The sequence below is a fragment of the Nocardia takedensis NBRC 100417 genome (assembly GCF_000308695.1).
GTDB classification, from domain to species: domain Bacteria; phylum Actinomycetota; class Actinomycetes; order Mycobacteriales; family Mycobacteriaceae; genus Nocardia; species Nocardia takedensis.
Map to the genome: position 1 here is coordinate 1 of NZ_BAGG01000083.1, position 22,129 is coordinate 22,129.

Annotated in this window: 21 protein-coding genes; 11 read left to right on the top strand and 10 right to left on the bottom strand. The window is 69.5% G+C overall.

The window, feature by feature from the left end:
* The first annotated feature begins 662 nt into the window (after positions 1 to 662).
* Entirely contained in the window at positions 663 to 1,220 is a 558-nt protein-coding gene (locus tag ON30_RS17175; protein ID WP_040708417.1) for a TetR/AcrR family transcriptional regulator, read from the top strand.
* Positions 1,221 to 1,239: 19 nt separating this feature from the next.
* Here the strand turns inward: ON30_RS17175 and ON30_RS17180 are convergent, their stop codons facing one another.
* On the bottom strand, positions 1,240 to 2,376 hold the full coding sequence (locus ON30_RS17180; RefSeq protein ID WP_051029461.1) for an alpha/beta hydrolase: 1,137 nt from the start codon (positions 2,374 to 2,376) through the stop codon (positions 1,240 to 1,242).
* 259 nt (positions 2,377 to 2,635) lie between these two features.
* Here ON30_RS17180 and ON30_RS17185 point away from each other — a divergent pair, with 259 nt between their 5' ends.
* The 4 genes from ON30_RS17185 to ON30_RS17200 all read left to right on the top strand — a co-directional run bounded on the left by ON30_RS17185 (position 2,636) and on the right by ON30_RS17200 (position 5,239).
* Positions 2,636 to 3,004, top strand: a complete 369-nt coding sequence (locus ON30_RS17185) for a hypothetical protein (protein WP_040708419.1) — start codon at positions 2,636 to 2,638, stop codon at positions 3,002 to 3,004.
* Positions 3,005 to 3,461: 457 nt separating this feature from the next.
* The gene (locus ON30_RS17190) at positions 3,462 to 3,959 is read left to right on the top strand and encodes a PNPOx family protein (protein ID WP_157183761.1); all 498 of its coding nucleotides are present in this window, start codon (positions 3,462 to 3,464) and stop codon (positions 3,957 to 3,959) included.
* Between the two features lie 33 nt (positions 3,960 to 3,992).
* The gene (locus tag ON30_RS17195) at positions 3,993 to 4,223 is read left to right on the top strand and encodes a hypothetical protein (RefSeq protein WP_040708421.1); all 231 of its coding nucleotides are present in this window, start codon (positions 3,993 to 3,995) and stop codon (positions 4,221 to 4,223) included.
* Between the two features lie 692 nt (positions 4,224 to 4,915).
* Entirely contained in the window at positions 4,916 to 5,239 is a 324-nt protein-coding gene (locus ON30_RS17200) for a hypothetical protein (RefSeq protein ID WP_157183762.1), read from the top strand.
* Between the two features lie 8 nt (positions 5,240 to 5,247).
* Here ON30_RS17200 and ON30_RS17205 read toward each other — a convergent pair whose 3' ends face one another.
* Positions 5,248 to 6,216, bottom strand: coding sequence for an ADP-ribosylglycohydrolase family protein (locus ON30_RS17205; protein ID WP_245554090.1), 969 nt, complete (start codon positions 6,214 to 6,216; stop codon positions 5,248 to 5,250).
* A gap of 291 nt (positions 6,217 to 6,507) precedes the next feature.
* Between ON30_RS17205 and ON30_RS17210 the strand changes: the two genes are divergently transcribed.
* The 4 genes from ON30_RS17210 to ON30_RS17225 all read left to right on the top strand — a co-directional run bounded on the left by ON30_RS17210 (position 6,508) and on the right by ON30_RS17225 (position 11,716).
* Positions 6,508 to 7,512: an NAD-dependent epimerase/dehydratase family protein gene (locus ON30_RS17210; RefSeq protein WP_040708424.1), complete on the top strand. Its 1,005-nt coding sequence runs from the start codon at positions 6,508 to 6,510 to the stop codon at positions 7,510 to 7,512.
* A 32-nt stretch (positions 7,513 to 7,544) separates the two neighbouring features.
* Positions 7,545 to 8,558, top strand: a complete 1,014-nt coding sequence (locus tag ON30_RS17215) for an Rv2578c family radical SAM protein (RefSeq protein WP_040708426.1) — start codon at positions 7,545 to 7,547, stop codon at positions 8,556 to 8,558.
* Between the two features lie 112 nt (positions 8,559 to 8,670).
* Positions 8,671 to 10,635: a 2-oxoacid:acceptor oxidoreductase subunit alpha gene (locus tag ON30_RS17220; RefSeq protein ID WP_040708428.1), complete on the top strand. Its 1,965-nt coding sequence runs from the start codon at positions 8,671 to 8,673 to the stop codon at positions 10,633 to 10,635.
* Between the two features lies 1 nt (position 10,636).
* Positions 10,637 to 11,716, top strand: a complete 1,080-nt coding sequence (locus ON30_RS17225; RefSeq protein ID WP_040708429.1) for a 2-oxoacid:ferredoxin oxidoreductase subunit beta — start codon at positions 10,637 to 10,639, stop codon at positions 11,714 to 11,716.
* A gap of 31 nt (positions 11,717 to 11,747) precedes the next feature.
* Here the strand turns inward: ON30_RS17225 and ON30_RS17230 are convergent, their stop codons facing one another.
* The 3 genes from ON30_RS17230 to hisS all read right to left on the bottom strand — a co-directional run bounded on the left by ON30_RS17230 (position 11,748) and on the right by hisS (position 14,891).
* A complete protein-coding gene (locus tag ON30_RS17230) occupies positions 11,748 to 12,755 on the bottom strand; it encodes a malate dehydrogenase (RefSeq protein WP_040708431.1) in 1,008 nt (335 codons plus the stop codon).
* A 114-nt stretch (positions 12,756 to 12,869) separates the two neighbouring features.
* A complete protein-coding gene (locus ON30_RS17235) occupies positions 12,870 to 13,517 on the bottom strand; it encodes a hypothetical protein (RefSeq protein WP_040708443.1) in 648 nt (215 codons plus the stop codon).
* Positions 13,518 to 13,616: 99 nt separating this feature from the next.
* On the bottom strand, positions 13,617 to 14,891 hold the full coding sequence (gene hisS / locus ON30_RS17240; protein ID WP_040708444.1) for a histidine--tRNA ligase: 1,275 nt from the start codon (positions 14,889 to 14,891) through the stop codon (positions 13,617 to 13,619).
* 148 nt (positions 14,892 to 15,039) lie between these two features.
* On the opposite strand from hisS, the gene ON30_RS17245 reads away from it, so the two are divergent.
* Together ON30_RS17245 and ON30_RS17250 are read left to right on the top strand one after the other, a co-directional pair.
* A complete protein-coding gene (locus tag ON30_RS17245) occupies positions 15,040 to 15,933 on the top strand; it encodes a peptidylprolyl isomerase (protein WP_040708432.1) in 894 nt (297 codons plus the stop codon).
* Positions 15,934 to 16,279: 346 nt separating this feature from the next.
* A complete protein-coding gene (locus ON30_RS17250; protein ID WP_040708433.1) occupies positions 16,280 to 16,822 on the top strand; it encodes a hypothetical protein in 543 nt (180 codons plus the stop codon).
* Here ON30_RS17250 and ON30_RS17255 read toward each other — a convergent pair.
* The 5 genes from ON30_RS17255 to ON30_RS17280 form a co-directional block, all read right to left on the bottom strand.
* Entirely contained in the window at positions 16,819 to 17,565 is a 747-nt protein-coding gene (locus ON30_RS17255; protein ID WP_245554091.1) for a DUF4913 domain-containing protein, read from the bottom strand. The genes ON30_RS17250 and ON30_RS17255 overlap by 4 nt on opposite strands.
* Positions 17,562 to 19,460, bottom strand: a complete 1,899-nt coding sequence (locus tag ON30_RS17265) for a type IV secretory system conjugative DNA transfer family protein (RefSeq protein WP_083911459.1) — start codon at positions 19,458 to 19,460, stop codon at positions 17,562 to 17,564. Before ON30_RS17265 ends, ON30_RS17255 begins: the two co-directional genes overlap by 4 nt.
* A 45-nt stretch (positions 19,461 to 19,505) precedes the next feature.
* Complete coding sequence (locus ON30_RS17270; protein ID WP_245554092.1) at positions 19,506 to 20,060, bottom strand: hypothetical protein; 555 nt, start codon at positions 20,058 to 20,060, stop codon at positions 19,506 to 19,508.
* 83 nt (positions 20,061 to 20,143) lie between these two features.
* A complete protein-coding gene (locus ON30_RS17275; protein ID WP_373282564.1) occupies positions 20,144 to 21,751 on the bottom strand; it encodes a peptidoglycan DD-metalloendopeptidase family protein in 1,608 nt (535 codons plus the stop codon).
* A gap of 47 nt (positions 21,752 to 21,798) precedes the next feature.
* The gene (locus ON30_RS17280) at positions 21,799 to 22,107 is read right to left on the bottom strand and encodes a transposase (protein ID WP_040708437.1); all 309 of its coding nucleotides are present in this window, start codon (positions 22,105 to 22,107) and stop codon (positions 21,799 to 21,801) included.
* Positions 22,108 to 22,129 lie beyond the last annotated feature (22 nt).

Genomic DNA, 22,129 nt, shown 5'->3' on the forward strand with positions numbered 1-22,129 from the left:
AGGACGACAACGCCGCACTACGCGCCGCCAACACCGACCTCGAAGACGACAACACCGAACTGCGCGCCGACAACGCGCAATTACGCGCGGGTCCGCCACCCCCGACCCCTCCGTCTGAGAGCTGAGTCCCGGCACGACCGGTTACCTGAAACTCGAGCTGATGTTCAAGCCCTCGAGAGAACGGGGAACGTGAACGACGATCCGATCGTCTACGACCACGACGGCGCACGCCCAGCCCATCGTGCCGCACGAGATCGGACACATGCTGCTCGAGCACGACCAACCCCGAGCCGACAACCCGGCGAGCGGCGAACGAGGCGACGCCCTGTTGGCCGGACGCCTGCCGTCGATCGACCCGAATACGGTCCGGCACATTCTCTGCCGCAGCGACGACCGAGGCGAAATCGAGAGGGAGGCCGAGGCGTTGGCCGATGCCCCGATGCCGGCCACGACCGGCCGATCCGCGAGGGTAACACCATGCGCCAGAACTTCTTCGGCGACGGACGCGGTGCCGTCCAGGTTGTGTCGCAGCAACGAGGAGGCCGGATGGTGGACGCGTGGTACGCGTTGGTCAGCTCGTCTGTTCGACAGTTCTCCCGCCGGGGCGCTTCTTGGGCGGGGGCCAAGATAGCATCGGGGCTGGGACTAGGTCAGGACTGGAGATGCCTCGCAACAGACGTCCGCGGGATCGGGAAGAGAAGCGCGCGGAGATCGTGGTGGCCGCTCGGCGGTTGTTCGTCGAGCAGGGATACGACGCGGCGTCGATGACGCGGATCGCCCGCGAGGCCGGGGTGGTGTCGAACACGCTGTACTGGTACTTCCAGGACAAGGACGCGGTGCTGATCGCGGTCCTGGACGCGGTCCTGGCCGACTCGCTCACGGCTTACGGCGAAGTGCTGGGCTCGGGGCTGACTGATCGGCTGTTGTGGCTGGTCGAGGAATTGGAGCAACTGGGCCGGTTGGTGAGCACGGTGCACACGCGCGCCGAGGAGTCCGCCGCCGTTCGGGAGTGGCACGAGCGGTTCCACGCGATGGCCGAGGGGTTGTTCCGGGTGGAGCTGATCGAGCTCGGCGTGCCCGGCCACGAGGTGGATGCGCTGGTCGCGATCGGCGTTTTCGTGGTCGAGGGCCTGCTGACGCATCCGAGCGAGCAGACCCAGCGGCGCGCGGTGATCGAGACGTTGCTGGCCAGCGCTCGCGGCCTCGCCGCGGCCGGCTGAGCGCCGGGTCCGCGCGCGTTCACGAGCCGGGGGCGACCTGGGTGGCGTGTGCGGTGTAGTCGAAGTGTGTTGCCAGAAAATACAGTTGGTCGCGTACGGCGCGTTCGAAGTGTTCGCCGACGTAGATGTCGAAGTGGTCGCACGGGTAGTTCTGCAGGTGCACGTGGGCCAAGCCGTGGGCGTGACGCTTCGTGGTCTTCGCGGGCGCTGCGGCGTCGTTGTCGCAGACGCACAGCAGCGTCGGGGTGCTGGAGTGAGCCAGCGCGCGACCGGGCCGATCGAGCGGAAGGCGCAGCACCAGACGTGCGGCCAGGGCGTTGGCGGCATCGAATGCACCGTCGGGGCCGCGTAATACACCCCACACGCTGTCGCGACCGACGCCGGTCGCGGGTTCTCGCCCGCCGTCGTCCTCGGTCAGCGCGATGTTGTTCGACACCCGAGCCCGCACCGAGGGCAGCCGCTCCAACAACGCGCTGGTGCGCCGCGAGAGCCGGGTCCCCGCGGGCAGCAGTGCCGAAGCGCCGGCGAGGGCGTCGGGTGAGGCCACGAACGCGGGCATCCAGGACGTCCCCGCCATCGGCATCAGGATCGGTTTCGCGCCGAACCAGGACCCGACCGTGTCCAGGACGCCGGCCACTGTCAGCGCTGCCGCGCTCAGCGGGCCGGTCCGTAGACGCGCGCGCAACGACGCCGGGCCGTCGGTGAAGGGGCACTGAGCCACGACCGCCGCGATCCCGGTGTCCTCGGAAGCGACCCGGAGGACATGACCGCCGCCGAACGAGCTGCCCCACACCGCGATCCGGTCGACATCGACCTCCGGCAGGGTGCGCGCGAAGGCCAGGGCGGCATGCCAGTCGGCGCGTTGGCGGCCGATGTCGAGGAGCTGGCGCGGCGCTCCGCCGCTGGCCCCGAGATGCCGGTAGTCGAACACCAGCACCGACCACCCCGCCTCGGCGAAGCGTTGCGCGTAGGCATCCAGGCGCATCTGCCGCACCGCCCCGAGCCCGTGCCCCATGATCACCATCGGACGCGGAGCCGTCAGATCAGGGGCGGAGTACAGCCACGCCGCGCACTCGTCCCGGCCGGAGGGGAACCAGACCTCACGCCGCCGCACCGATTCCGCCTCACGCCGATCGGCGGACCCACTGATTTCCATGACTCGCGTCCTCCCGTTTCACCACCACGCTTCTTGGACGCCATCCAAGAAGCGGTTCACAGTCACGGTAGAGACTTCTTGAACGCCAGTCAAGAATCTGGGTTACCCGTGCAACCGTGACCGAACAGCGGCCGGAACCGCGATCAGCCGAGACCCCGAGACCGGACCGATCCGGTCGTTTCAGCCCGCGATCACAGCTCGGTGACAGGGTCGTGCGGGACAGCTTGGCGTGAACCGCGCCGGGTAGACCCGCGAAACCATGGACAGTGCGAAAGGTGAGAAGACCTCGTATCTGGAAGCCCGCGTCTCGGTGTGGTGGCTTCCGGGGCACGCCCTGTGGTGGAACACCGAACTGTTGGGCACCACCGCCCAACTCGCCGCGGCGCTCGAGGAGTTGGCGGTCCGCGTCACCGTCGACTCGCTCGCTCGCCAGGTCCTGAGCACCGATTCCTTCTCCGTGATCGGCTACGGACTGGCGTTCTCCCGGCGGACCGCGACCCTGCGCCACCACGGCGACACCATCCTGCTGCGCGTCCTACCCGAACGGCTGCGGTCCCACGCCGCAGAAATCCGCCGCGCGAACCTCAGCGATCCTTGCCCCGGTCACGACGACCCCGCCTTCGGTTGAGCACACCCGGAGCACTCGAACGGTCCACCTACTCGCACACCGCGCCGTTCGCGCGAACACCGCTTCCCACAACGGTATTCGCTGAGTCGAGCGGCAGGACGGCACACGATCGTCAGCCGATTGCCCACACCCGCGCCCCAGCAGCCCAGGACCGATCCCCGCGTTTGGGCGGGGTAGACGCTGTCCACGCCTGGGGAACAATCGCCGATTCCGCTGATCGCCGATCCCGGAGCCCCCGCGGCCATCGCCCACGAACTGGCCGGCAGACCCGCGAACTCGATGGCCGGTGCCGCACGCTCGCTGCGGGCGCGGCCGCCCCGACGAGGCGGCACAGCTTCGAGATGACCATGATCGGCCTTGCTCGTAACGAGACCGACGAGCTGTCGCGTCCGCTTCCCGGCACGAGAGTGTGGAGTACACGGTTGCACGAAACGGTGTGCACTGCTATCTAATATCTATGGCTGCCAAATCAGATTTCTTGACGGGAGTGAAACAGAACAAACCGCGAGCGGTGGTCGGTGGCACCGGTGAGCGGCATCCGGGATCGCTGTGGTGGGACGCGGAGACGGTCCTGGTCACCCAGCAGGTCGGTCCGGGGCGACGGGAAAGTCGCGCGAAACTCGTGGTGCCGTTGTCGCACGGGCGGTTGGCATTTCGATTGTCGTCGTACTCGGCGCAGGCGGCGCGTCTACGCCGGGACCGACGGGTGATCGTGCAGGCCGGGGATCGCTGGGGGCGTCCGGCACTCGGTTCGCGTGAGCACCAGGCCACCGTAAAGCTGTTCGATCGCGGCGAGGCGTTCGAACTCGTCGCCGAGGCGATGGCCGCCAAATACGGACCGCGCCTGCTGTGGTCGAAGTGGGCGCACCGCTGGAGCCTGGGCACCGCCCCCTACGCCGACCTGGCCGCCGTCGTCACCGTCCACGAGAACACCGGCACACTGGCACTACCCTGAACCGCTCGGGCACCCCGCCAACACGGATGCGGGGTGCCCGTCACCGTCCGCCTCGACAACGCCGGTCTGATCGCCTCGGCCGCGCGCGAAGCAGGCGCGACGCGAGTCACCCACCTCGGTCACCGCGAAGAATTACTCGACGTCCTCGCCTCGGTGTTGCGCGGCGGCGAAGTGGTGCTGTGCAAGGGCGCGAACTCGGCGGCGCTGTTCGAGACCGCCTCTGCGTTGGCGGCGACGCCGATACCCGAGGCACGGCCGTCATGACCGACATCGACACGTCGCCACGGCTCTGACAGGGGTCGGAGGCGTAGTCGCCGGAGCGAAAGCGATCGAGTCCGCCCGGCGCTGGGGAGTGAAGATCAAAGCGGCGGTGGTCGCCTGGCGTGGTCGGAAGGTGGCGCAGCTCAAAGGTCTGGCGGACGACGCCTGGGCGGCGATGCAACGAGCGGGCAAGGCGCTGACCGACCTTCTCGATCGTCTGGGCGGCAAACCCAAACCCTCCGTGGTGGCCCGAGAACTGACCGACCAAGATCGATGGGTGCTCACCCAAGGTGTCAGCGACTCACGCGGGAACTCCTTGACCGGTGTCCTGCGCAGCGGTGAGACTCCCACCCCCGAACAGCAGCGTCAGATCGACGCCATGAACGAGGCGCTGGGCAAACTGCCTGCCTATGAGGGACCGCTCAAGCGGCACACCAACCTCACCGCGGAGCAGTTGGACGAGTTCGTGCCGAATCAGCCTTATACGGACAAGGGATTCATGTCGGCGAGTACGAACCCGGCGGGTGCCAACGAGTTCATCGTGAACAACTCCAATGTCGAATTCCAGATCGTCTCGAAGACCGGGCGGGACTACAGCGCGTACGGCACTCCGGACGAGATCCTGTTTCCCTCGGGCACCAACTTCTTCGTACAGAGTAAGGTGCCGGACCCGGTGACCGGGCGAATGGTGATCAATGGTCGAAGTCCAGGAGGCAGTGGTGCCGAGAGAAGTGGGCGGCAGGATCTTCTACAGCCGCGAAGAGGGCGAAGAACTGGGATTGATTCCCTCGCCGGAGGAACTCGCCCGCGCGGAGGAGATGTTCGCCGCGTTCGAGGAACGCGGTCGAGTCGTCGGCCCCGCTCCGGAAGGCGTTACGCCGGGCTTCGGTGGTCGGTTCTCCGACGATCTGGAGGGCACCGAGTTCGAGGGGTGGACCCGCGAACCGGGAACGAACCAATGGTATGACCGGGAGGGCAATCCGGTTTCGCGTGGCGACGGCCGAAGCTGCACGCCGTGAACTGGTCCTCAGCGGCCCGGAAGCCGGTGGCGTAGGCGTTCGATCGGGGATTTCCGGCGGTTTCGCGCACTGATCGCGGAAACCCATCGCGGTAACGGTTCGCGGGCGGCGATCCACTGCGGCGGCACCCCGACCCGACCGGCGCTCGTACCGCGACCGGTGAAGGCGCCGACGATACCGCCGACGATCGCGCTCGTGGTGTCGATATCCCCGTCCGCCGCGAGGCAGGCGGCGATAGCGCAGGGGTAGTCGGACAGGTGGGTGGCCGCCGCCCACAATGCGAACGGCACGGTGTCCTGTGCGGTCACTTTGGAGCCGTTGCCGAGTGCTTGCGCGGCCTCCACGACGGGCGCGCCGAGCAGTGTGCGGGCCTGGCGCACCCCTCGGCTCGTCTCGCCATCCGCGAGTCGGTCGATGACGGCGGTGAGGAGGTCGTGCGGTGCGAGCGGCGCACCGGTCAGTCGAGCGCGCGCGGCTTGTCCCGCCGCCAAGGCCACCGCGATCGCCCCGGCGACTCCTTCGGGATGCGTATGGGTCACCCGCGCCGATCGAACCGCTTGGGCGACGATCCGGTCCGTGTCCCGCGCGTAGTAGGCGCCCAACGGCGCGACCCGCATCGCCGCGCCGTTGCCGCAGGAACCTCCACCGCCGAACGCGGCTGCGGCCGCGTCCTCCCACCGCACGCCGTCCCGAACCCGGCGCAGCGTCGTCGCCGTGGCGAATCCGTAGTCGCGCCGAGGATCCCACCGGGCCGCGAATTCGGCGGCCAGCAGGTCCGGATCGATGTCGCCGCGTCGATCGAGCTCGAGAACGACGGCACACGCCATCTCGGTGTCATCGGTCCACTCCCACAGCTCATCCGGGATATCACCCGCCAGAACGTCGGCGACGGTCCGGCGTATGACGGGAAATCGCTGGCCCAGCGCATCCCCCACGGACAGCCCAGCCAACGAATCGAGCATCAGGTCGGTGTGCATCGCCGCGATCGTAGCGACCCGCAAAGACCGTAGTCGAGTTCTTGGTCGGCCTCGGGGACTCGCCCGCCCGAGCTCGACCGCGGTGGCGCCGCCATCCCGAGAGCTGCTTTTCCGGTGTCGGTCACGCGGCCATCCCCGACCCCCGAGGTTGTCGGAAGCAGGTCCATTTTCGGGATGCACCGACTCGATGTGCGGCGACGCCAAGAACGGGAACGTGTAGCTGTATGAGCGCTAAAACAGCGCGTCTGCGACGCAGTTTGCATGTTAGAACAAGTTCTATATTCTCGTCTCATGAAGGTCGCAGTGACCGGCGCAGCCGGCTACCTTGGCACGAATCTGCTCCCGCTGCTGGTCGAGCGCGGCCACGAGGTCGTGGCGATCGACCGGGCGGTGCCCGCGATCGCCGCGCGACCCGGCGTCACCTGGGTCGCGGGCGACGTCCTGGACCCGGCGTCGATGCGGGGGGCGCTCGCGGACGTGGAGATCGTCTACCACCTGGTCGCCGTCATCACCCTGGCCGACCGCAACGACCTCGCCTGGCGGGTCAACACCCAGGGCGTGCGGGTGGTCGCCGAGGCCGCCAAGGCCGTCGGGGTGCGCCGCGTCGTGCACGCCAGTTCCATCCACGCTTTCGACCAGTACACCTGCGGCGGGCACATCAGCGAGAAGTCGGCGCGCTCGACCGATCCGAAACTGCCCGTCTACGACCGGTCCAAGTGGGCGGGCGAGATCGAGTTGCGCGCCGTGATCGAGGACGGCCTGGACGCGGTGCTGTGCAACCCCACCGGCGTCTTCGGCCCGGCGGATTTCGGCACGCCGCTCTCGCGCATCAACCGCACCTTGCGCGACGCCGCCGCGGGCCGCATCCCCGCGATGATCGACGGTGGTTTCGACCTGGTCGACGTGCGCGACGTCGCCGAAGGACTGATCCTGGCGGGCGAACGCGGCCGCACCGGTGAGAACTACCTGCTCGGCGGGGAGATGATCACCATGCCGGACCTGTGCAGGCTGGCCGCCAAACACGGCAACTCCACCGGACCGCGTTTCACCATCTCCCCGAAACTGGTCGGCAGACTGATCCCCGCGCTCGCGCCGGTCGGCAAACTGCTGCGCACCGACATCGTGTCCAAGGCGGCACTGGGCGCGCTGGTCTCGGCGCCGGTCGTCGACCACACCAAGGCCACGAGCGAACTCGGCTACCAGCCGCGCCCGACCGACGAGACGGTGCGCGACCTGGTGGAATTCTTCGCCGATCCGCAGGTGTTCGCGCGCGGTCGCGCGGGCGAGGTCGCTTGACACGACATTAGAACACATGTTCGACTGAGGGGGTGCGGTGGCAGAACCAGACCCTCGCGGCCGAGGACGGCGCGCTGCCCGGCCTGGCCAGGGCCGGGTTCGTCCGCTCGGTCCGCACCCCCGAATTCGATGGCGTCACCTTCCACGAAGTGCTCTGCAAGAGCGCGCTGAACAAGGTCGCCGGAAGTTCCTCGCTGCCCTTCGGCTGGACGATCAATCCGATGCGCGGGTGCTCGCACGCCTGCCGCTACTGCTTCGCCCGCCCCACCCACGAATACCTCGACCTGGACGCGGGCCGCGATTTCGACGCCGAGATCGTGGTGAAGACCAATGTCGCCGCGGTCCTGCGCGCCGAACTGCGCCGCCGGTCCTGGCGACGCGAACCGGTGGCGCTGGGCACCAACACCGACCCCTACCAGCGCGCGGAGGGCCGCTACCGGCTGATGCCCGGCATCATCGCCGCCCTCGCCGAATCCGGCACCCCGTTCTCCGTGCTCACCAAAGGCACGCTGCTGCGCCGCGATCTGCCGCTGCTGCGCGAGGCCGCGCGCTCGGTACCCGTCCGGTTGGCGATCTCGCTGGCCATCCTCGACCCGGACCTGCATCGCGGCATGGAACCCGGCACACCGTCCCCGCGGGCGCGGCTGGACCTGATCGGCGCGCTGACCGAGGCCGGATTCGCGGTGAACGTGATGGTCGCCCCGATCCTGCCGCACCTCACCGACGACCCGGCCCACCTCGACGCGCTGTTCGGCGCGATCGCCGGCGCGGGCGCGGCCTCGGCGGTCACCCTGCCGCTGCGGCTCAACGGCGCGACCCGCGGCTGGTATCTGGCCTGGCTCGCCGAGCACCGGCCCGCCCTGCTCCCCCGCTACCGGCAGCTGTACCGGGGCGCGAACGTCGACCCGGCCTATGCCGCGACGCTGCGCGAGCGGGTCGTCCCCCTGCTGGAGCGGCACGGGTTGAACGGTCGGCGCGAATCCGCCGAAGCGGACGCGCCGAGCGCCGCCGCGCCCGCCGATCCGCAGCTCACGCTGTTCGGCTGAGCCCACCGCGGCAATTTCCGGACCGGCCCCGCGCTTCACCCGCGCGCACCTCGCCGGTCGGAGTACTTTGGCGACTGGCACCTCCCACGCGACGAGGAAGTGAAGCAGACATATGGTCTCGCACCAAAGTGATGTCGGCGCAGCCACATTGGAAAAGGTCGTCATCAGATTCGCCGGCGACTCCGGCGACGGCATGCAGCTGACCGGCGATCGGTTCACCCACGAGGCAGCGGCCTTCGGCAACGATCTCGCCACCCAGCCCAATTTCCCCGCCGAGATCCGCGCGCCACAGGGCACGCTACCGGGGGTGTCGTCGTTCCAGATCCAGATCGCCGACTACGACATCCTCACCGCGGGCGATCAGCCCGACGTGCTGGTGGCGATGAATCCCGCCGCGTTGAGGGCCAATGTCGAGGATCTGCCGCGCGGCGGCACGATCATCGTCAACACCGACGAATTCACCAAACGCAACCTGACCAAGGTCGGCTACGCCGCCGACCCGCTGGCCGACGGCAGCCTCACCGACTTCACCGTGCACCAGGTGCCGATGACCTCGCTGACCTTGGGCGCCACCGAACCCACCGGCGTCGGCAAGAAGGACGGGCAGCGCGCGAAGAACATGTTCGCCCTCGGCCTGCTGTCGTGGATGTACGGGCGACCGCTCGGCGGCACCGAGCGGTTCATGCGCGAGAAGTTCGCCGCCAAACCCGAGATCGCCGAGGCCAACGTGCTGGCCTTCCGGGCGGGCTGGAACTACGGCGAGACCACCGAGGCGTTCGCCACCACCTACGCCATCGCCCCCGCCGCGCTGCCGCCGGGCACCTACCGCCAGATCACCGGCAACACCGCGCTGGCCTACGGCCTGGTCACCGCGGGCAGGCTCGCGGACCTGCCGGTGTTCCTCGGCACCTACCCGATCACCCCGGCCTCCGACGTCCTGCACGAGCTGAGCAAGCACAAGAATTTCGAGGTCACCACCTTCCAGGCCGAGGACGAGATCGCGGGAATCGGTGCGGCGCTGGGCGCTTCGCTCGGCGGCGCGCTCGGGGTCACCAGCACCTCGGGGCCGGGTCTGGCGCTCAAGAGCGAGACCATCGGCCTCGCGGTGATGACCGAACTGCCCCTGGTGATCGTCGACGTGCAACGCGGCGGACCGTCCACCGGCCTGCCCACCAAGACCGAACAGGCCGACCTGTTGCAGGCCCTCTACGGCCGCAACGGCGAATCCCCGGTGGCCGTGCTGGCTCCGCGCTCGCCCGCGGACTGCTTCGCCACGGCGGTCGAGGCGGCGCGCGTCGCGCTCACCTATCGCACCCCGGTGCTGCTGCTGTCGGACGGGTCGATCGCCAACGGGTCCGAGCCGTGGTCGATCCCGCGCGTCGAGGATCTCGAACGCATCGACCCGGCCTACGAACCCGACGCCGAGGACGAGGCGGGTTTCCAGCCCTACGCCCGCGACCCGGAGACCTTGGCCCGCCCGCTGGCCGTGCCGGGCACCCGCGGGCGCGCGCACCGCATCGGCGGACTCGAGAAGGCCGACGGCAGCGGCAACATCTCCTACGATCCGGCCAACCACGAACTCATGGTTCGGCTGCGGCAGGCCAAGATCGACGGCATCGACGTGCCCGAGATCGAGGTCGAGGACCCGGACGGGGCGGCCGAGGTGCTGATGCTGGGCTGGGGCAGCTCCTACGGGCCGATCGGCGAGGCGTGCCGTCGCGCGCGCAGGCGCGGCGTCGAGGTGGCCCAGGCCCACCTGCGCCACCTCAACCCGCTGCCGCCGAATCTCGGCGAGGTGCTGCGCCGCTACCGCGTGGTGGTCACCCCGGAGATGAACGGCGGGCAACTGGCCCTGCTGCTGCGCGCGAAGTACCTGGTCGACGTCCACCCCTGGACCAAGATCGCGGGCACCGCGTTCTCCGCGCAGGAACTCGTCGGCGTCATCGACGCCGCCCTGGACGGCACACTGACCGACCTGGAACAGGACAAGGGGTTCGCCGCCCGCGCGCGGGCCACCTACCGCACCGCACCGGGCGACCGGACCGAGGCCGCCCCACCCACCACCGGGGGACACTGAGATGACCATCATCGAAACCTCGCTCGTCGGCACCGATCTCGGCCTCACCGGATTGTCGGGCGTACCGGCCGCGAGCGAGAAACAGAAGGCCAAGGACTACACCACCGACCAGGAAGTGCGCTGGTGCCCCGGCTGCGGTGACTACGTCATCCTGGCCACCGTGCGCGGCTTCCTCGCCGACCTCGGACTGCGCCGCGAGAACCTCATGTTCGTCTCCGGCATCGGCTGCTCGAGCCGGTTCCCGTACTACCTCGAGGCGTACGGCATCCACTCCATCCACGGCCGCGCGCCCGCGATCGCCACCGGACTGGCCGTCACCCGCCCCGACCTGTCGGTCTGGGTGGTCACCGGCGACGGGGACGCGCTGTCCATCGGCGGCAACCACCTCATCCACGCGCTGCGCCGCAACGTCAACATGACGATCCTGCTGTTCAACAACCGCATCTACGGGTTGACCAAGGGCCAGTACTCCCCCACCTCCGAACCCGGCAAGATCACCAAATCCACGCCGATGGGGTCGGTGGACCATCCCTTCAACACGCTGTCGGTGGCGCTCGGCGCGGAGGCCACCTTCGCGGCGCGGGCACTGGACTCCGACCGCGCGGGCCTGACCGAGGTGCTGCGCGCCGCCGCCGAACACCGCGGCACCTCGTTCGTGGAGATCCTGCAGGACTGCCCGATCTTCAACGACGGCTCCTTCGACGCGCTGCGCCGCGACAACGCCGCCGACCACCTGATCCCGTTGCGGCACGGCGAACCGGTCACCTTCGGCACCGACGGGGAATTCGCGGTGGTGCGCAAGGGATTCGGGCTCACGGTGGCGCGGACCGAGGACGTCGGCGCGGCCGAGGTGGTGGTACACGACGCCTACGCCGACGACCCGGAATACGCCTACGCGCTGTCGCGGCTGTCCGACCAGGCCCTCGACCACGTCGTCACCGGGGTGTTCCGCAGCGTCTCGCGGCCCACCTACGACGACGGCGTGCGCGCCCAGACCGAGACGGCACGCGCACGCGCACCGCTCGGGCCGGATTCGCTCCAGGCGTTGCTCAACGGCCGCGAGACGTGGACGGTCGGCTGACCGACCGGCCGGCGACTCAGCCCCGCTTGTCTCAGCCCCGCTTGACGAAACCGAGGTCGACCACGGCGTCGCGCTCCTGTTCGAGTTCGGCGACGCCCGCGTCGATGCGCGCGCGGGAGAACTCGTCGATCTCCAGACCGGTCACGACGCGGTGGGCGCCGTCCGCGCAGGTGACCGGGAAGGAGCTGATCAGCCCTTCCGGGACGCCGTAGGACCCGTCGCTGGGCACCGCCATCGAGGTCCAGTCACCCTCCGGGGTACCGAGCACCCAGTCGTGGATGTGGTCGATCGCGGCACTGGCCGCGCTCGCCGCCGAGGACGCGCCCCTGGCCTGGATGATGGCCGTGCCGCGCTGCTGCACGGTCGGGATGAAATCCTCGCGCAGCCAGGTGCGGTCCGGGACCACTTCCAGGGCGGGGCGGCCGTCGATGGTGGCGTGGGTGATGTCGGGGTACTGCGTGGCCGAGTGGTTGCCCCAGATCGCGACGCGGGCGATGGACTCCGCGGGCTTGCCGGACTTCTTGGCCAACTGCGCGACCGCGCGGTTGTGGTCCAGGCGCGTCATCGCGGTGAACCGCTCGGCGGGCACGTCGGGGGCGTTGTTCATGGCGATGTAGGCGTTGGTGTTGGCCGGATTGCCGACCACGAGGACCTTCACGTCGGCCGCCGCGCCCGCGTTGATGGCCTGCCCCTGCTCGGTGAAGATCGGGCCGTTGGCGGCGAGCAGATCACCGCGCTCCATACCCGCCGTGCGCGGACGCGCGCCGACCAGCAGCGCCACGTTCGCCCCGTCGAAGCCGACCCACGGATCGTCGCTGATGTCGATCGACTCCAGCAGCGGGAACGCGCCGTCCTCGAGTTCCATCGCGACGCCCTCGAGCGAGCTCACCGCCGCGGGGATCTCCAGCAGCCGTAAACGCACCGGAGTCCGGGAGCCGAGCATCGCGCCCGAGGCGATCCGGAACAGCAGCCCGTAGGCGATCTGTCCGGCCGCACCGGTCACGGCGACGGTCACGGGCGCGTTGCGAACGGTGCTCACGAGCGGGACTCCTTGCGTCGGGTGGACAACGAACTCGTTCCCAACCCTATCGAGTCTCACCGACGCGGCGGTCCGGGCGTGAGGTACGCGACAGTGACTCCCGTGGGACCCTCCTCAGCCGAGTTCGGCGACCTCGCGATCGGTCAGCACGATCGGCGAGACCACGTCCTGGCCGCGCGCCGAGCGCACCGCCCGGTACAGCGGGCGCTCGCCCAGCGCGGCGTCACGGGCCTCGGCCCGCAACTGCTGGATCAGCACCGCCGACACCGCCACCGCGGAGGCCAGCGTGCCCGAGGCGAGCGCGTCGGCCAGGCGGCGCAGACCCAGCAGGTGCAGTTCACGTCCACTGCCGCTGTCGGTGTACATGGCCAGCGGGATCGTCTGGGTGTCCGGTCCGGCCGTGACACGCAGCGCGATGCGACTCAACCGCGCGGGCCAGACGACCAGCTCGACCCCGGTCGCCGCGGCCAGGTCGATCCGCCGCTCCCCGAGCAGCCGCTGCACGTGGATGACACTGCCCGACAACCACATCCGCCTGCGCCGGACCGCGAACGCGTAGCCGACCGTCGGCGCGCCGACCACGACCCCGATCGCCACCGCGATCGGCCAGTGCAGCACCGTGGCCGCCAGCAGGGCCGCGCCGACGCCGATACCGGTCGCCGCGAGCGCCAGGCGGCGCAGCACCGGCGCGTAGACCTCGGGGGCGACCAGATCGAGGCCGATCGCCGAAACAGCCTCCGCGCCCCCGGGATTCGACTCCACCGCCACGCCTCTCCACACTCGCCGCACCATCGGTGCGCCGAAAGGATAACCCGTACCGGCGGCGGCGCGGGGTCGTTGCGACGGGCGGAACCTTCCCGGCTAGGTCGCCAGTTCCGCCGACAAGACCGCGACGACCTCGTCCAGACCGATCTGCCACTGGTCGCCGGTACCCATATCCTTCACCCCGATCGTGTTCTCGGCCAGATCCCGATCGCCGAGGACCAGCGCGAAACGGGCGCCGCAGCGATCGGCCACCTTCATCGCGCTCTTGATCGAACGATCGCCGTAGGCCAGGTCTACGCGGATGCCCGCCGCCCGCAGTCGTGCGGCCAGCACCACCAGGCGCTGCTTGGCCGCCTCGCCCAGCGGCACGCCGAAGACCGCGCAACTGGACGGATCACCCGCGGGCTTGCCCTCGGCGCGCAACGCGAGCACGGTGCGATCGACGCCGAGACCGAAGCCGATACCGGACAGCGGCGCGCCGCCGAGCTGGGCCATCAGGCCGTCGTAGCGGCCGCCGCCGCCGATGCCGGACTGCGCCCCGAGACCGTCGTGGACGAACTCGAAGGTCGTCTTGGTGTAGTAGTCCAGCCCGCGCACCATCCGCGGGTTCACCACGTACGGCACGCCCAGCGCGTCCAGATGCCTCAGGACCTGCTCGAAGTGTGCTTTGGCCGACTCCGAGAGGTGATCGATCATCAGCGGCGCGTCGGCGGTCATCGCCTTGACCTCGGGCCGCTTGTCGTCGAGCACCCGCAACGGGTTGATCTCGGCCCGGCGGCTGGTGGCCTCGTCCAGCGGCAGCCGCTCCAGGAACTCGGTGAGCAGTTCGCGGTAGCGGGGACGGCAGGTGTCATCGCCCAGCGAGGTGATCTCCAGGCGGAAATCGGTCAGTCCGAGCGCGCGGTAACCCGCGTCGGCGATCGCGATCACCTCCGCGTCCAGCGCCGCGTCGTCCACGCCGACGGCCTCGACGCCGACCTGCTGCAACTGCCGGTAGCGGCCCGCCTGCGGGTTCTCGTAGCGGAAGAACGGCCCCGCGTAGACCACCTTGATCGGCAGCTGGGCCGATTTGTCGAGCCCGTGCTGGATGATCGCGCGCATGACCCCGGCGGTGCCCTCGGGACGCAGCGTGTAGCTCTGGCCGTTGCGGTCGGCGAAGGTCCACATCTCCTTGCTGACCACGTCGGTGGACTCGCCGACGCCCCGGGCGAACAGGGCCGTCTCCTCGAAGATCGGCAGCTCGACATGTCCGTATCCGGCGAGGGTGGCGGCGCGGATCAAGCCGTCGCGCACGGCGACGAACTCGGCGGAGCCGGGCGGGACGTAGTCGGGAACCCCCTTCGGGGCGGTGAAGCTGCTGGTCTTGGTCACGGTGGTCCAGTTTCCACCACCGCGGGCCGCCAAGTCCAACCGGTATCGGGCGGGGGCGGCGCGGCCGGGCGCGTCTACCCGGGGGAACTCTCAGGAGGGGATGGCACACTGTTCCCCGGAAAGGACCGGATAACGGGAGGAACTGTCAGTGCCGAGCAACGAACAGCGACGAGCAGCGGCCAAGCGCAAGCTGGAGCGCCAACTGGCGTCCCGGGCCGAACGGGCGCGCAAGCGCAAGCGACTCACGATCGCCGGATCGGTGCTCGGCGTCGTCGTCGTGGTCGCGGCGGTCACCGGCGTCTACTTCCTCACCAAGGGCGAGGACGGCGAGAACTCCGCCGAACCGAAGGACGCCTCGCTCACCGCGGCGCCGCCGCAGGCCGCCGCCAAGCCCGAGAAGGTCACCTGCACCTACCGTGACGGGCGCACCCCGGCCGACAAGCCGGTCACCAAACCGCAGAAGACCGAGGTGCCGACTACCGGGAACGACGCGCGCGTCAGCCTCAGCGTGGAGACCACGGCCGGACCGCTGGGCCTGACCCTGAACAACGCCGAATCCCCCTGCACGGTCAACAGTTTCATGAACCTGGTCAGCCAGGACTACTTCAACGACACCTCCTGCCACCGCCTCACCGCGGGCGAGGGCCTCAAGGTGCTCCAGTGCGGCGATCCGGTCGGCACCGGAATGGGCGGCCCCGGTTACGAATTCGACAACGAGTACCCGACGGACCAGTACGCCGTCGACGACCCCGCCGCCCAGTCCCCGATCGACTACAAGCGCGGCGTGCTGGCCATGGCCAACGCCAACCGGTCGACCAACTCCACCGGCATCGACGGCAAGGCCACCAACGGCAGCCAGTTCTTCATCGTCTACGGCGATTCCCAACTCCCGCCCCAGTACACGATTTTCGGCACCGTGGACGAGGATTCGCTGGGCACGCTGGACAAGATCGCGGCCGCGGGCCAGGACAACTCCAACGGGCCCGGCGACGGCAAGCCCAACACCCCGGTGACGATCCAGTCGGTGCGCCTCGACCGCTGACGCACCCCCGCGCATACACCCCTCGCCGCGCCGGCGGGGGGTGTTTTCGTTCGGAAGGAGGTGTGTCACTTCCGCCGGCACGCCGTTTCCGGCCGCGATATCCTGGATTTCACGGGCACGTCCGCACGGTTGTGTTCGCCCTTTGTCGGGTATTCTCGAACGAGGAGTACGCGAGGCGTAGTCGTCTCCCGCGGGTAGGCTCCTGCGGGGATGTCACCTTCGGGTGCTTCTGGGTGTCCACGTTGTGCAGGCGGGGATGCCGTCGGATCGGAATACCTCCGGTCGGGCGGTGTCCGTGACGAAACACCACAATCCATAGAGAGCACTGCGGCATCGGGGAGCAGCCATGTCCGAGGAACTGGACGACATCGGCGCGGAGACAGCGGCGATGATGAAGACCATGTTGCAGATCGCGACACTCGTCGCGCTCAAGACCCGCGAACGTGGTCAGAAAGAAGCCGAGGCCAGGGTGAAGATCACCGAGGCCCGCATCAAGGAGGCCAGAGAACTCCAGGTGCGCGAGGCCAGGGACGCCAAGGCGAAGGACCCGCGCAACGTCGAGTTGGCGCGGATGGTCGAGAAAGCGGTACCCAGTCCGGGGATCTCCCTGGACAAGGACAAGTTCAGTCCGCAGCGCGAGGCGAGTCTCGCGGGAGCGTCGTCGGCCACGCCGCAGATACGCTACGACTCCCCCGAACGCCGCTCCGCCATCGCGGCGCATCTGGCCCGCATCGGGGTCGCACCGGAGTTGGCGAAAGTGCGGATGCTGGTCGAGTTGGGCCAGGGCGCACCGGTCGAAGAGGCCGCTCGCACGCGGTCCCACGACGCTCCGCACCGCAATCTCACCCGCGAGCAAGAACTCGCCCGCGGGCTCGAACGCAGTCGCTAGTTCACCGGCGTCTCGCTCTGGACGGGATTGCTGAACATCCCCTCCAATTCAGACGCGACCGGGAGCGGGTCCGGATTACTCCGGTGCCCGCCCCGCGCGTCGCAGTACTTGAACGGCCCCTTGGGGTTGAACAGCAACGCCAGATGCATATCGGCGTGCTCGGTGATCCACTCGCTCAGGCCGGTGGACGCCTCGTTGCGCAGATGTTCCCAAGCCCGCCACAGCGCCTCGAGTCGCAGCACCGCCTCGGGATGACGCCACCACTGCGGGCACCACACCGCGTCGCTCACGTCGATGACCGGACGGCGGAACACCTCGCTCAGATACTCGCGCACGAACGAGTCCACACTCGGGTACACCCATTTCGGCAGCCCGACCAGCCGCTCCGTAGGGTGGCCTGCCGGCGGAGGGTCGCACGGCAAGGGCTGGATCCGCTCCACGTGACCGTGCCGCACACTGCAATATTTGAACGGACCGCGCGGATTGAGCAGCATGCCCATGTGTTTGTCGGCGTAGTCGAGCAGCCAGATGCTCAGACCGGCCCGCTCGTCGCGTTGCAGGCGCTCCCACGCCCGCCACAGCGCGTCGAGCCGGGCGACGGCCTCCGGATGTCGCCACCATTGCTCACACCACACGGTGTCGCTGCTGTCGCTGACCTGACGCTGGTAGATCTGCACCAGGAAGACGCCCACGAACTCGGTCACATCGGTGAATACCGGCTCGATGATCTCGTCGTCGCTCACTGCGGTCGCACCTCCTCCTGCTGACGTGCCTCCGCGCGCGGCGCGGGCTTGACCCTGGGCCCCTTGTCCAGCGAGACCGGGTCCTGCGCACCGGATCTCGCCTTCGCGGGCAGTCCGATGATGTCGGGGATCTTGATCTTCTCGGACGGGTCGTGCTTGGCGATGGAGCGTTCGACGTCGACGGCGTATTCGCTTTCCCACCAGGCCACGGTGCGCACCAGGACCGGCGGGGCGCCGGAGGAGAACACGATGACGCGGCCGCGCGGCAGGGTGGCCAGGCCGTTGACCGAGAAGGTCTTGGACGAGCCGAGCGAGCGGGAGTAGCTCTTGCCGCTGGCGGATTCGGAGACCGACTGGGAGATGGCGTCGTACTCGCCGAGCGCTTCGGAGCGGTCGCGCAGGAAGTTGGTGTCGTCGACGCCGCTGCCGAGGACCTTGATGTTGGCGGCCGACCACAGCGCGGACATACCGTCCTCGCCCCAGCAGCGCGCGCCCTGTGCCCAGGACTGCAACACCGTCATGACGACGATGCCACGCGAGCCGAAGTGGCTGTACTGCTTGGGCAGATCCTTCCAGCGCACCACGTTGGCCGCTTCGTCGAGGACGGCGAGCAACGGGATGTCCAGGCGGCCGCCGCGCGACATCGACGCCTTGTGCATGGCGACGTCGATGACGGCCTCGGTCAGGGCGCTGACCAGCGGGGCCGCCGAGCCGCGGCCTTCCAGCGACAGGCTGTAGAGGGTGCCGTTGGCCTGGATGAACTGCAATTCGTCGAACAGGCCGCGCTGGACGGCGTGACCGTCGGGCAGGACGGTCTCCCCGGGGGTGACCCAGTCGTGCACGTTGGTCAGTTTCAGGCAGCGCACCATCTTCTTGGCGGTGCCGAAGACGCCGCTGCGGGTGCGTTCGTCGGTCTGGTACTGCCCGGCCAGGCCGTCGGCGCTGAAGCCGTGGCCCGCGTCGCGCAGCAGTTTGATCGGCGTCTCGTCCCTGGGGTGGGTGACCCATTCCCAGACCTTGGTGATCGGCTCGCGGGCCACCGCGGCGGCGAGGAACAGGCTGGCGAGCAGGTCTTCGGCCTCGGGGTCGAAGAACGCGTCGCGTTTGGCGTCGGAGCCGTCGTCGCCGTCGGCGAAGTGGCCGGCGAGTCGGGCGGCGCGCATCTCGTAGCCGGGGCGGCGCGGGTCGACCCATTTCAGCGGGTCCCAGTACCAGGTCGGCGATTCGGCGGCGACGCCCTGCGGGTCGAACACGAAGGTGGGACTTCCCTTGGCGTGGCGCACATCCCGGGTCGCGTCGACCACGTCGCGTTTGTTCGAGGTGGCCAGCACGGGGCCGATGGCGGTGAGGATGGCCGGGATGACGCGCGAGGTCGATTTGCCCTGACGCGGACCCCAGATGTCGATGTGCAGGTCCTCGTAGGAGCCGTAGAGCATCTGGCCGTCGGCGACGCCGATGCCGATCGGCACGCCGGGGCTGTCCTCGGTGCCGAGGGCGATGCCGAGTTGTTTGGCCTTCTCCCGCACGCCCGCTTCGGTCAGCGCGGTGATCGCGCCGCCGTTGCCCATCTTGTCGGCCTTGGCGTCGACCGGGAGCCTGCCCTTGCTCGCTTTGGCGGCCGAGGACTTGCGGAACATCAGGAATCCGATGATCGCGGCGATGACCAGCAGGACCAGTACCGTGGAGGCGACCGGCCAGCGCAGTTCGCCGCGGGCCATGTTCGCGATGATCTCGATGGGGTTGACGGGCACCTTCTGCGAGGGCGTCGAGAGCGCGTTGCCCAGATGCAGTGCCACGTACAGCGTTCCGAAGATCGCGGCGCCGGCGTAGACGGCGTACAGGCTGAGATCGGGTCCGACCGCGGCGGGATCCTTGACCGGCTTGCTCTTCGCCATCTGTGCCTCCTCGAATGACCTTGCTGTGATGAATGTTTCGGTGGATCAGCGGAAGGCGTCGAGCCGCCAGCCCGCCGCCGTCCTGACCACGGTGGCGATCACCGTGGCGGGCGGCAGGGCCTGCTCGCGTCCGTCGGGGTAGACGACGGTCTGCTCGATCCCGATCTTGTACTGCTCGGTGTTCGGGTCGGCGCCCGAGGGCGGGCGCTCCCCCGAGGCGAAGGTGAACGCCTCGACGGTGGCCTTCGCCGCCGCCCAATCCGACCATTGCAGAGTCGGTTTCGGCGCGTCGGCCTGCGGCGGGCTGTCCAGCACCCGCAGCAGGCTCGGCCCGAGCAGCGCGCGCGCCCGGCCCAGCGACGCGCCCTGGGCCTCGGTGGCCGGCTGCCAGGTGTAGATCTGTTTCAGGGCCGTGACCGCGACGCCGTCGGGCGTGACCGGGTCGGGTGCGGGCGCGACCTCGAGCAACCGGGTGGTGGACGTGGCGGGGCCGGCCGCGCCGGAACCCGAATCGTCCCCTCCGCAGGCCGCACTCGTCACGGACACGCCGATCACCAGCATCACCACCAGTTTCGCGCGCAGTTCTCCTCGTTCCTTCAAGGCTAGCCGCCACGCGGGCCGACGTCGCCCTCCGAACGCCGCACGCGCCCGGCCGTGTTCGCGCACCGCCCGCACACCTGGACTCACAGCACCCTCCTCAGTCGCGCGTCACCGGGGACCGCGACCTCGCCGACACCGCCGCCGCCGCGCCCCGGCGCGGCGGGCGCCGACTGGATCATCCGACCGTCGCCGGCGTAGATGCCGACCGCGGCGGGGCCGCGCGGACCGAAATCGCTGAACACCAGGTCACCGGGTTGGGCCCGGCTCACCGACACCTCGGAGCCCGCTTCCCACTGCTGTTCGGCGGTATTCGGCAGCACCACCTCGCCGGCGGAGGCGGCGAAGACCGCCGCCGAGGTGAGTCCGGGGCCGTCCAGTCCGCCGCCGCTGGGGCCCTGCGGTCCGCCGCCGCCCCACACGTACGGGGTGCCGAGCCAGTCGTGGGCGGCTTCGACGATCTGCGCGCCGCCCGTCTCCTCACCCGGTGTGAACCGACCGGTCGATCCGGGTGCGCGGTACTGCGGTTCCAGCGCCAGGATGTTGCGCACGTAGGGCTGGGTCTCGGAGTAGTGCGCGCCGACCTGGTTGGGCATGCCGCCCGAGGCCAGCACCGCGCCCTCGCCCGCGTTGTAGGCGGCCAGCGCCAAGGCGGTCACGTCGCCCCGCACCAGACCTTCGGCCTGCCAGCGCTGGATCTTGTTCGCGATCGCGCACATGTAGCGGCCCTGACCGATGATGGCGTCGCCGTCGTCCCACACGCTGGCCACGCCGTTGCCGTCCGCGTCGATGACGTAGGGGCGGCCGTCGTCGGGATTGGTGCTCGCCGCGGTGCCGGGCAGGAACTGCGCCAGACCCTGCGCGCCCGCGGGCGAGGTGGCCCCGCGTCGGAAACCGGATTCCTGGCGGCCCTGGGCGGCCAGCAGCGAGGAGGTGATCTGCGGGCACAGCGAACCCGCGCGGCGGTACCAGATCTCCAGTTCGGCGGGCACCTTCCCCGCCGCGAGCAGGCCGCCCGCGCTGCCGAAGCCCAGATTGCAGCGCGGATCACCCGAATACCACTGCGCGCCGCCCAGATCGGGGGTGGGCGCGCCGTCGAGCCAGGGCAGCGGGTCGATGTGCCGACCGCCGGTGAACCGGCCGCCGGGCACGATCTCGAAATGCAGGTGCGGACCACTGGACTCGCCCGCCGAACCGACCAGGCCGATCTGCTGACCCGCGCGCACCGTGTCACCGACCCGGACCAGGACGCCGCTGTCCCACATGTGGCCGTAGACGGCCGAATACGCGCGGCCGTTGGTGTCGATCGAGTCGACCACGATCCAGTTGCCGAATCCGGAGGCGGGCCCGGCCGCGACCACCCGGCCGTCGGCGACCGAGAACATCGGGGTGCCGTCGACGGCGGCCATGTCCACCCCGCGGTGGTCACCGCCGCGCGAACCGAAGACGTCGGAGATGGTGAAGGTTCCGGTGGCCAACGGCAGCGTGCGGCGCAGCGGACCCACGCCCGCGGCCAGCGACGGCGTCGCGGTGAGCGTCGGATTGGCGGTACTCGCCGACGCGGCGGCGGCGCGCGGGTCACCGGAGACACCGGCACCGCCCAACGGGGGCAGCGCGGTCGCGGAACCGAGAACCGAACTGCCTTCGCACGGGTCCTCGACCGCGGGCATGACGATGACCAGAACCACCGCCATCAACCCGATCACGACGCCGAGGATGCCCCACAGCACGCCTTTGCCGCTCACGTGCGGCGACGGGATTCGTTGAGGGTGTCGGCCAGCGCCCGGTTCATCTCGGCCGCGGCGGCCAGTTGTTGTTGCAGCAGCGCCACTTTGCGACGCAGCGCGGGCGCGTCCATGCGTTCCAGGCTGTCACCGCGGGTGGCCCGCACCCAGTTGCGCACCGAATTCGGGTGCACGCCGATCTGATCGGCGACCACCCGGCACGCCTCGCTCTCGCTGCTCAGACTCTCGGTGAGCGCGACGACCTGCGCCACCGCGGCCTCGCGCACCTCCGGCGCGACCTTGCGGTACGGGCGATGCGGCATCATCTCGCACCCCTCCCCCCGCCTC

Excerpts from the sequence above, each read along its gene's own strand:
- ON30_RS17175 (WP_040708417.1), top strand. The coding sequence starts at position 663 with ATGCCTCGCAACAGACGTCCGCGGGATCGGGAAGAGAAGCGCGCGGAG.
- ON30_RS17180 (WP_051029461.1), bottom strand. The coding sequence starts at position 2,376 with ATGGAAATCAGTGGGTCCGCCGATCGGCGTGAGGCGGAATCGGTGCGG.
- ON30_RS17185 (WP_040708419.1), top strand. The coding sequence starts at position 2,636 with ATGGACAGTGCGAAAGGTGAGAAGACCTCGTATCTGGAAGCCCGCGTC.
- ON30_RS17190 (WP_157183761.1), top strand. The coding sequence starts at position 3,462 with ATGGCTGCCAAATCAGATTTCTTGACGGGAGTGAAACAGAACAAACCG.
- ON30_RS17200 (WP_157183762.1), top strand. The coding sequence starts at position 4,916 with ATGGTCGAAGTCCAGGAGGCAGTGGTGCCGAGAGAAGTGGGCGGCAGG.
- ON30_RS17205 (WP_245554090.1), bottom strand. The coding sequence starts at position 6,216 with ATGCACACCGACCTGATGCTCGATTCGTTGGCTGGGCTGTCCGTGGGG.
- ON30_RS17210 (WP_040708424.1), top strand. The coding sequence starts at position 6,508 with ATGAAGGTCGCAGTGACCGGCGCAGCCGGCTACCTTGGCACGAATCTG.
- ON30_RS17220 (WP_040708428.1), top strand. The coding sequence starts at position 8,671 with ATGGTCTCGCACCAAAGTGATGTCGGCGCAGCCACATTGGAAAAGGTC.
- ON30_RS17225 (WP_040708429.1), top strand. The coding sequence starts at position 10,637 with ATGACCATCATCGAAACCTCGCTCGTCGGCACCGATCTCGGCCTCACC.
- ON30_RS17250 (WP_040708433.1), top strand. The coding sequence starts at position 16,280 with ATGTCCGAGGAACTGGACGACATCGGCGCGGAGACAGCGGCGATGATG.
- ON30_RS17265 (WP_083911459.1), bottom strand. The coding sequence starts at position 19,460 with ATGGCGAAGAGCAAGCCGGTCAAGGATCCCGCCGCGGTCGGACCCGAT.
- ON30_RS17275 (WP_373282564.1), bottom strand. The coding sequence starts at position 21,751 with ATGGCGGTGGTTCTGGTCATCGTCATGCCCGCGGTCGAGGACCCGTGC.
- ON30_RS17280 (WP_040708437.1), bottom strand. The coding sequence starts at position 22,107 with ATGATGCCGCATCGCCCGTACCGCAAGGTCGCGCCGGAGGTGCGCGAG.